This is a genomic window from Streptomyces sp. NPDC028331 (assembly GCF_055565775.1).
Genome location: NZ_JBVHTR010000002.1, coordinates 150,908 through 159,678, shown reverse-complemented (window position 1 = coordinate 159,678; position 8,771 = coordinate 150,908). Strand labels below are relative to the sequence as shown.

Annotated in this window: 10 protein-coding genes; 6 read left to right on the top strand and 4 right to left on the bottom strand. The window is 72.1% G+C overall.

From position 1 onward, the window contains the following. The first annotated feature begins 148 nt into the window (after positions 1-148). The 3 genes from ACZ4SW_RS02855 to ACZ4SW_RS02845 are packed head-to-tail and all read left to right on the top strand — an operon-like array spanning position 149 to position 2,987. Positions 149-1,183 carry an ABC transporter permease gene (locus ACZ4SW_RS02855; RefSeq protein ID WP_468237040.1) on the top strand — a complete coding sequence of 345 codons (1,035 nt, stop codon included), beginning with the start codon at positions 149-151 and terminating at the stop codon, positions 1,181-1,183. Next, entirely contained in the window at positions 1,180-1,959 is a 780-nt protein-coding gene (locus ACZ4SW_RS02850) for an ATP-binding cassette domain-containing protein (protein WP_468237038.1), read from the top strand. The genes ACZ4SW_RS02855 and ACZ4SW_RS02850 overlap by 4 nt, the downstream gene beginning before the upstream one ends. Positions 1,960-1,973: 14 nt before the next feature. Further along, positions 1,974-2,987, top strand: a complete 1,014-nt coding sequence (locus tag ACZ4SW_RS02845; RefSeq protein ID WP_468237035.1) for an aldose epimerase family protein — start codon at positions 1,974-1,976, stop codon at positions 2,985-2,987. Positions 2,988-3,023: 36 nt separating this feature from the next. Here the strand turns inward: ACZ4SW_RS02845 and ACZ4SW_RS02840 are convergent, their stop codons facing one another. Both ACZ4SW_RS02840 and ACZ4SW_RS02835 read right to left on the bottom strand, forming a co-directional pair. After that, positions 3,024-3,191 (bottom strand): LAETG motif-containing sortase-dependent surface protein, encoded by a 168-nt coding sequence (locus ACZ4SW_RS02840; protein ID WP_468237032.1) that lies wholly within the window; start codon positions 3,189-3,191, stop codon positions 3,024-3,026. Positions 3,192-3,226: 35 nt separating this feature from the next. Then, positions 3,227-4,474: a serine hydrolase domain-containing protein gene (locus ACZ4SW_RS02835; RefSeq protein ID WP_468237029.1), complete on the bottom strand. Its 1,248-nt coding sequence runs from the start codon at positions 4,472-4,474 to the stop codon at positions 3,227-3,229. Positions 4,475-4,808: 334 nt separating this feature from the next. Here ACZ4SW_RS02835 and ACZ4SW_RS02830 point away from each other — a divergent pair, with 334 nt between their 5' ends. After that, positions 4,809-5,249 (top strand): GNAT family N-acetyltransferase, encoded by a 441-nt coding sequence (locus ACZ4SW_RS02830; protein ID WP_468237027.1) that lies wholly within the window; start codon positions 4,809-4,811, stop codon positions 5,247-5,249. Between the two features lie 162 nt (positions 5,250-5,411). Here the strand turns inward: ACZ4SW_RS02830 and ACZ4SW_RS02825 are convergent, their stop codons facing one another. Continuing rightward, complete coding sequence (locus tag ACZ4SW_RS02825) at positions 5,412-5,969, bottom strand: DinB family protein (protein WP_468237592.1); 558 nt, start codon at positions 5,967-5,969, stop codon at positions 5,412-5,414. Positions 5,970-6,370: 401 nt separating this feature from the next. Next, on the bottom strand, positions 6,371-7,294 hold the full coding sequence (locus ACZ4SW_RS02820; RefSeq protein WP_468237025.1) for an alpha/beta hydrolase: 924 nt from the start codon (positions 7,292-7,294) through the stop codon (positions 6,371-6,373). A 43-nt stretch (positions 7,295-7,337) separates the two neighbouring features. Between ACZ4SW_RS02820 and ACZ4SW_RS02815 the strand changes: the two genes are divergently transcribed. Continuing rightward, positions 7,338-7,814: a MarR family winged helix-turn-helix transcriptional regulator gene (locus ACZ4SW_RS02815; protein WP_468237022.1), complete on the top strand. Its 477-nt coding sequence runs from the start codon at positions 7,338-7,340 to the stop codon at positions 7,812-7,814. A 284-nt stretch (positions 7,815-8,098) separates the two neighbouring features. Further along, positions 8,099-8,770: a nucleotidyl transferase AbiEii/AbiGii toxin family protein gene (locus ACZ4SW_RS02810; protein WP_468237020.1), complete on the top strand. Its 672-nt coding sequence runs from the start codon at positions 8,099-8,101 to the stop codon at positions 8,768-8,770. Position 8,771 lies beyond the last annotated feature (1 nt).

Sequence of the window (8,771 nt, the reverse complement as noted above, 5' to 3'; positions counted from 1 at the left end):
TTGCTCGTCGTCCCCCCCCCTCTCTCTCCCCCCCCCCCCCCCCCCCCCCCCCCCCCCCCCCCCCCCCCCCCCCCCCCCCCCCCCCCCCCCCCCCGGACCACCCGAGCCCATGAGCCTTTCACGAGGGAATGAACCGGAAGGACCCCCTGTGACCACCCACGTGGACAGTGAAGCCACACCGGCGCCGTTGGAGGAGTTCCTCAACCGGCCCGCCACCCTGACCCAGCGCATCCACTCGGTGCTGCACCGCCAGCCCGCACTGAGCCCGGCGATCGTCCTGGTGCTCGCCGCCGTGGTGTTCTCCCTGGTCAACGAGCGCTTCTACGCGCTGCAGAACCTGTCGCTGGTCGCCCAGCAGGTCGCCGTCATCGGCTCACTGGCCGTCGGCCAGACGGTCATCATCCTCACCGCGGGCATCGACCTGTCCATCGGCGCGGTCATGGTGCTCGCCTCGCTGCTGATGTCCAAGCTCGTCGCCGACAACCACCTGCCGGGCGTGGTCGCACTGCTGGCGGGGGCGGCCGTCGCCATCGCGGCGCAGGCCGTCAACGGGCTGCTGGTCACCAAGATCAAGCTGCCCCCCTTCATTGTCACCCTGGGCACCCTCAGCGTCTTCACCGCCATCACCCTCATCTACGCCAAGGGCCAGACCGTCGCCCTGCAGCCGGGCAACATCCTCATGTGGACCGCCAACACGGTCTCCCTGGGCCAGCTGAACCTGACCAACGGCGTCCTGCTCATGATCGCCCTGTACGCGGTGGTCGGCTACGCCCTGCGCTACACCGCCTGGGGCCGGCACCTGTACGCCGTCGGCGACGACGTCGAGGCCGCCCGCCTGGCCGGCATCTCCGTCAACCGGGTGCTCCTGAGCGCCTACATGGTCGGCGGTTTCGCCATCGCCGTAGGCGCCTGGATCCTGGTCGGCCGGGTCGGCGGCGGCGACCCCAACAGCGGTCTCAACGCCAACCTGCAGTCCATCACCGCCGTCGTCATCGGCGGCACCAGCCTGTTCGGCGGACGCGGCGTGGTGCTCGGCTCGCTGATCGGCGCGCTCATCGTCCAGGTCTTCGTCAACGGCCTGGCGCTGGCGGGGATCGACCCCAACTACCAAGTCCTCGCGGTCGGCATCCTGGTGATCGCGGCTGTCTCCGTCGACCAGTGGATCCGGAAGGTGAAGTCGTGACCCAGAACGCACCCGTTCTCGAGGCCAGGGGCCTGGTCAAGGTCTTCGGCCGGGTCGTCGGCCTGAACAACGTCGACCTCACCCTCCACTCCGGCGAGGTCCTCGCCGTCATCGGCGACAACGGCGCCGGCAAGTCCACTCTGATCAAGACCCTTTCCGGGGCGCTGGTCCCGGACCAGGGCAGCATCCTCGTGGACGGCAAGGAGGTCCACTTCAAGCGGCCGCAGGACGCCCGGGAGGCCGGCATCGAGACGGTCTACCAGACCCTGGCCGTCGCCCCGGCGCTGGACATCGCCAGCAACCTGTTCCTGGCCCGGGAGATACGCCGCAAGGGTCCGCTCGGCTCGGTGTTCCGGATGCTCGACACCGGCGAGATGAGGCGTCAGGCGTCCGAGCACATCAAGCGGCTGGGCATCAGCACGCTGCAGAACATCAACCAGGCCGTGGAGACGCTCTCCGGCGGCCAGCGCCAGTCGGTGGCCGTGGCCCGCGCGGGCGCCTTCGGCGGCCGCGTCGTCATCCTCGACGAGCCGACCGCCGCCCTCGGCGTCCGCGAGACGGGCCAGGTGCTGCGGCTGGTGCGCGACCTGCGGGACCAGGGCCTGGGCGTCATCCTGATCAGCCACAACATGCCCAACGTCTTCGAGGTCGCCGACCGTATCCACATCCAGCGGCTCGGCGCCTGCGCCGGGGTCATCACCCCGCAGTCGCACTCCATGGAGGACGCGGTCGCCATCATGACGGGGGCGAAGAAGCTCGCCCCGGAAGCCGGCTGAGGGGAAGGGGCGGGATGGCCGCCGAGTACCGGATCGCCGAAGGCAGCCTCGGCGGCGAACCCACCGTGTCCGTCTCCGCGCCGGACGGCTCCGTGCGCGCCGTCCTCGCCCTGCGCGGGGCGACGCTGCTCCGCTGGCAGGTCCGGCGCGGGGCGGCCGGGCGGCCTGCGGAGCTGACGGACGGCTACCGCGACGAGGCGGAACTGCTGTCGCAGGACGGCGTACGGGCGGGCCTGCTCGCCCCGTTCCCCAACCGCGTCGCCGACGGCCGCTACCGCTGGCGCGGCCGCGACCACGACCTGCTGCCCGGCCGCCACGGGGACCGCACGATCTACCACGGGTTCGCCCGTGAAGCGCCGTTCGAGCTCGCCGGTACGACCACGACGGCCGACTCCGCGCGTCTGGTGCTGCGCACCGGGCGCATCACACCGGACCGGTACCCCGGCTACCCGTTCGCCCTGGACCTCGAGGTGGAGTACACCGTCGCCGGCCACGAGCTCGGCGTCGAGATCCGGGCGACGAACGTGGGCGACACCACCGCCCCCTACGCGGCGGGCTGGCACCCCTACTTCAGCCTCTCCCGGCCCATCGACGACCTGGTCCTGCACATCCCCGCCGACACCCTGATCCGCACCGACGCCTCGCTCATCCCGCTGCCCGGCGATGAGGCGCTGCTGCCCCTGGACCACTGCCCCGACAGGGACTTCCGCACGCCGAGACGGCTGGGCGCAGCCGTCATCGACGCCTGCTACGCGGACCTGTCCCCCGGTCCCGGCGGCCGGGCGGAGACCGTGCTGAGCGATCCGGCGAGCGGTGAGGAACTGCGGGTGTGGCAGTACGGCGGCTACATGCACGTGTTCACCGGAGACACCCTGGCGCGTGACCGGCGTGCTTCCATCGCGCTGGAACCCGTCGAGACGATGACCAACGCCTTCAACCGCCCGGAACACACCACCGCCCTGTCCCTGGAGCCCGGCCACCGGCGGGACTTCCGCTTCGGCGTCACGTACCTGGCCCCGGGGCACTGAGCCCGCCCCGGCCTCGGCTCGGCCGGGGCGTCCGGGTCAGCGGTGGGCGCCGCGGCGCCGGCGTGCGACGGCCACCAGGGCGGCACCGGCCGGCACGACCGCGCCGGCCGTCCCGGCGATCAGCGGAGCGGAGCCGGGGGAACCCGTCTCGGCGAGCGGAGCCGATCTGACGTCCCGTTCACCCGGCTCCCGCCTGACGACCACCCCTGGCACCGACGGCGCAGCCGGCTGTCGGGAGGTCAGCCTTCGGCCGGGACCAGGGTGCCGAAGGAGGCGGCGGCTATCCGCAGGATGTAGCGCATCTCGGTGCCGTTGAGGTTGGTGGGGTCGACGGAGTAGACGATCTTGCGGGAGAGGTCGCGGGTGGCGAACACACCACTGGTGTATCCGGGCCGGGAACCCGTCTTGCCCCAGACGACGACGCCGTTGGACGCCTTGACCCGCATCAGGCCCATCGTCATGCAGGCCCGGCCCGCGTCGGCCTGGCTGCGGCACTGGCTGCTGTGGAAACTCGGCACGTCGGGGACGGTGAACAGCTTCGCCTGCTGGGCCGGCGGGAGGAGACGGCCACGGAAGAGGCCGGTGACGAAGCGGTCGAGGTCGGCGGGGGTGGAGATCATGCCGCCCTCGGCCCAGGGCCAGGGACTCTGCTCGGTGACGTCCACCGGATGCGTGGTGCCGTCCGGCGACGTGACCGCCAGGTAGCCGTGGGAGTGCGGCTCCGGCAGGCGCGGGTCGTCGGCGTCGGGGACGTAGGTGTCGTGCAGGCCCAGGGGCCGGGTGATCCGGGAGCGCACCTCGTGGGCGAAGGTGTGCCCGGTGATCTTCTCGACCAGCAGGCCGGCGACGAAGTAGTTCATCCCGTTGTACTGCTGCGCGGTGCCCGGTGCGAACTGCATCGGCTGTCCTGCCATCAGGTCGATCACCTGCTGCGGGGTGAAGCTCTTCAGGCGGTGGGCGGCGAACCATTCGGGGCTGCCGTCGCCGAAGTCCGCGGTCTCGGCGGCGCGCGGCAGACCGCTGGTGTGGTCGAGCAGTTGGCCGACCGTGACGGGCGGCAGGCTGGCGGGCAGGACGCCCGGCAGATACCGCTGGACGGGCTCGTCCAGGTCGATCCTGTGTTCGGCGGCGAGCTGGAGGACGATGGTCGCGGTGAAGACCTTCGAGATGCTCCCTATCCGGATGTGCCCGTTGCGCGGGACGCCCTGACCGGTCTCCAGGTCGCCCACGCCCGAGGTGCCCGACCAGTGGCCCGCGCTGCCGGTGATCCGCAGCAGCGCGCCGGTGACGTCCGCGCTCGGCAGGCCGCTGATGGCCGCCTTGAGCGCGACCGGGTCGAGAGCGGGCAACGGCGCGCCGGCGGTGGCGGGTGCGGGGCCGGACATCGCGGCAGAGGCGGGCGCGGCCATCCCCGCGGCCAGGGTCAGCAGCACGGCGCCGGAGGCGACGAGGGCGGTCCAACGGCGGTGACGGGCAGACGAGTTCACGAGGGGCTCTCCCTGACGGTGGCGGTCGGACCGACGTCCGACCGGCCCGACCACGAGTCTCCTGCGCACCGGTGGTCCCCCTCATCAGGGAGCGTCCCTGAGCAAACCCTGACCGCACCCCGACACCTGATTCCGGGTCAGATGGGTGGTGTCGACGGCAACGCGATCAGGCCAGCGTCACCTTCCCCGTCCCCACTGCGGGGTACGGCACCTCCCCGCTGACCGGCCGCCCCGACCGCCCCAGCCGCCCGGCCGCCCCGGCCGCCCCGGCCGCCGCGAAGTCCACAGCGGCGTGACCCCCGCCGGCTCGTCCCTGTATGTCACACTCTGCGGCATGGCGCCTGACAACACCGCTGCGACGTTGAGCATCGGCCACCGCGACCCCGAACTCAGCGACCGCCTGGCCGAGGGCCTGGACGAGCTCAATTTCCGGGCCACCGGGACCACTGAGGCCGACCAGGGAGAACTGTCGGTCAAGGCCGTCGACGAGTCCGGCGAACTCATCGGGGGCCTGGCCGCCTGGACGTGGGGCGGACTCCTCGGCATCGACATGGTCTGGGTGCGCGAGGAGAGCCGCGGGGACGGCTGGGGAAGCAGGCTCCTCGTGGCCGCGGAGGAGGAGGCACGGCGCCGTGGCTGCGACCGTGCCTGCGTCTCGTCGTACAGCTTCCAGGCCCCGTCCTTCTACCTGCGTCACGGCTACGTGGAGACCGGCCGGACTCCGGGCATCCCCGGCGGGGCCGAGGACGTCCACATGTACAAGAAGCTGACCTGACCAAGCCGCCCCCGCCCACCGGCAGCCCATGCCGACGGCTGCCCCCGGACGCCGGGGGTCGTCCGCCGAGGCCCGTCGCCCCCCTGCGGTGGGGAACCTCCCGGGCAGGACGACGGGGTGGCGGCCGTCGCCGGTCCTCGGGGATCGCCGTACCGCCGCCGGTCAGCCCATGCTCTTGGCGCCGTCCAGGCTCTCCCGGATGATGTCGGCGTGGCCGGAGTGCTGGGCGGTCTCGGAGATGACGTGCATCAGCACCCGGCGAGCGGACCACTTCTCGTCGGACCGGTGCCACGGCGCCTTGGGCAGCGGCTGAGCGGCGTCCAGGTCGGGCAGGGCGGCGACCAACTCGTCCGTCCGGCGCGCCGCCTCCGCATAGTCGGCCAGCACGCCCGCCAGCGTCTCACCGGGCAGCATCCGGAACTCGTCGGCCCGACGCGCCCAGTCGGCCTCGGTCATGGCGGCGAAGTCGCCCATCACGGAGGGACCGTCGAGGATGAAGGCGGCCCAGGTCCGCTCGACCGCGGTGACGTGCTTGACCAGACCGCCCAGGCACAGCTCGCTGGCGGTCGTGCGCCGCCCGGCCTGCTCGTCGGTGAGGTCACGCGTCGTGAAGCGCAGCAGTTGCCGTTGCTTGGCCAGCACCTCCAACAGGTCGGCGCGCTCGCCGGTGACTGCGGGCGCGTGGACGGGGTCGGGGGTGGCCGGGTTGTCGAAGCTCATGGTGTCCGCCTTGTCGCTGGTCATCTCTCGTCTTGTCGTCCTGCCGCATGGCGCTGTGTGGTGCCGCATGGCGCTGTGTGGTGCTGGATTGCGCCGTGTGGCGCCGCATGGCGCTGTGTTGGTGCTGGATGGCGCTGTGTGGAGCCGCTTGGCGCTGTTCTGCGTGGCGTTGTGCGGCGTGTATGGCGCACGGAGGGACGCTAGAGGCCATTGAGGTCTGATCCCGACCTAAATGCCGAAGACGCCCCGGCGAGGTTCGCCCGCGTCCCGGCGTCGGTGACCGGTTGCGGGCAGTTCCTCGGGGCGGCGGTGGCGCGCCCGCCGCCCCGGCCGCCGGCGCTGCGGCGGTCAGGCCCTCGCGGGTGACGATGACGATCCCCGGAACCGGGGGCCGGGCGGTGCTACTCCGCCGGCGTGTGCGCCGTGCCCCGGGTCCGCATGCGCTGGGTGAGGAAGAGGGCCGCGCGGTCCAGCGCCTCGTCCGCCTCGTCCAGAACGCCGGCGAACGACTGGAACACGTGCGGCACGTCGGCGGTGACGTCCAGGATGACGTCCACTCCGACCGCCCTCGCGCGCGCGGCAAGGCGCGTGGAGTCGTCCAGCAGGATTTCGTTGGTGCCCACCTGGATCAGCATCGGGGGGAAGCCGGTGAGGTCGGCGAGGACGGCCGGGCTGAGCAGTGGCTGGCGCGGGTCGGCTCCGGCGAGGTACATGGCCCCGGTGCGTTCGACGGCCTCGCGGGTGAAGATCGGGTCGATGCCTTCCTTGGCGTCCATGCTCTCGCCCGTCCGGGTGGCGTCGAGGCCCGGGGAGAACGCCACGACGGCGGCGGGCAGGGGGAGGCCCGCATCGCGGGCGGCGAGGCAGGTGGTGACGGTGAGGCCGCCACCGGCGGAGTCACCGGCGAACGCGATGGCCGAGGGGTCTTCGCCGCTGTCGAGGAGGGCACGGTAGGCGCCCAGGGTGTCTTCGATCGCGGCCGGGAACGGATGCTCGGGGGCGAGTCGGTAGTCCACCGAGTACGCCGCGAAGCCGGTCCTGGCCACCAGGTTTCCCGTCAGCGACAGGGCCGTCTCGGGGGAGCCGAACACCCATCCGCCGCCGTGGAAATACAGGATCGTCCCGGCGCGGCGCCCGTTGTCCGGCTCCACATGCAGCGCGGGTCGGTCGCCGAGCGTCGTCCGCTCGGTGCGGATGCCGTCGGGCACGATCATCCGGGCCATCAGCGCCTTGAATCCGGCGCGGATCGCCTCGACCGACCGGGGGCCCTCGGGCCGCGGCTGCCGCAGCATCGCGTCGACTTGGGCGCGCTGTTCCCTGCTCATGGGTAGAACTCCCCCGTAGGTAGCTTCCTGTACACTATATGCCATGGAATATACATCGGGCGGCGACGAGGTCGACCTCCCCGGCTTCTTCGCCGATCTGGTCCGGTGCGAGACGCGTCTGTACAACGCCCTCAACGACCGCCTCCGTGAGCGGCACGGGATCGTCACCTCACAGTTCGAGGCCCTGCGCTACCTGCGCGACCACCCCGGATCCCGTGTGGCGGACCTCGCCGCCGAGTTCGCCATCGGCATCGGGGCGACCAGCAAGAGCATCGACCGGCTGGAAAAGCAGGGCTGGGCGGTCCGGCAGCCGAATCCATCGGATCGCCGGTCGTCACTGCTGGCCCTGACCGACGCCGGCTCGCAACTCGTCGACGCCGCGGAGAGAACCTTCACCGATGGGGTGGCCGAGCTGATCGGAGGCACTCTCGACGCTTCCTCGGCCTCGGCCGCCGCACGCGCCATGTCGAAGCTGCGCTCCGCGCTCGAACAGAACCAGATCGGCACGCCCACAGGCTGACGGACCTCACCGCGGTCCCGGACGGACGGCGGCACCCGGCCCGCGCGGAGCAGGGCGAGAGACCCAAGGGGTCGGGTGTGCCAGGCCAATGGACACCCTCGCCGTCCTCGCCGTCCTCGCCGCGTGCCGTCCTCGCCATCCTTTGCCCGAGGACCAGTTGGCCGCCCGGCGGTCCGGCCAGGCCTGCCCGGACACGCCCGCGCCTTCGAGGCGGCGCGCTCCGCGTCGCGGTCGCGGACATAATCGAGGCATGCCCTCCCCCGACCGGTCCTGATTGAGACGGCGTGAAGCTCGCGGAACCACATCGACGGCTCGTGGCCGACGTCCTCGCCGTCGGCGCGCCGTACGCTCTGGCGCTCGCCGGTGGGGACGCGGTACGGGCGCACGGGCTGGTGGACCGGCCCAGCCGGGACGTGGACGTGGCGACGGAGAGCCCCGCCCCGATGGAGGAGATCGCCTCCGCCGTCCGGGCGGGCCTGGAGGAACGAGGCTGGTCCGTACGTCCGCTGGGGACGGACCCTCTCGCCGCGCGGCTGGGCGTCACCGAGCCGTCCACCGGTGAGGAGTGCGAACTGCAGGTGCTGAAGGAGGCGCTCTGGCATCCGCCGGTCGTCACCGAGCCGGGGCTGACCGTCTCCCTCGAAGACGTCGTCGGCATGAAGGTCCGGGCCCTGGCCGACCGCGGCTTCGCCCGCGACCTCATCGACGTCCACGCCGCCTCCGACCGCTTCAGCCACCCGGAACTCGAGCAACTGGCCCGCCGCCACGCCGGTGACGGCTTCGACCTGACGGATCTGCAGGCCCGCCTGACCGGCGCGGAGTGGCTCGACGACTCGCAGTTCACGGCGTACGGCCTCGACGAGACCGGGATCAACGCACTCCGCCGCTGGGCCCAGGAGTGGGCGGACGACATCGCGGAACGGCTGGTGGAGGGGGAGCCGCCTCTGGACGAGTGAC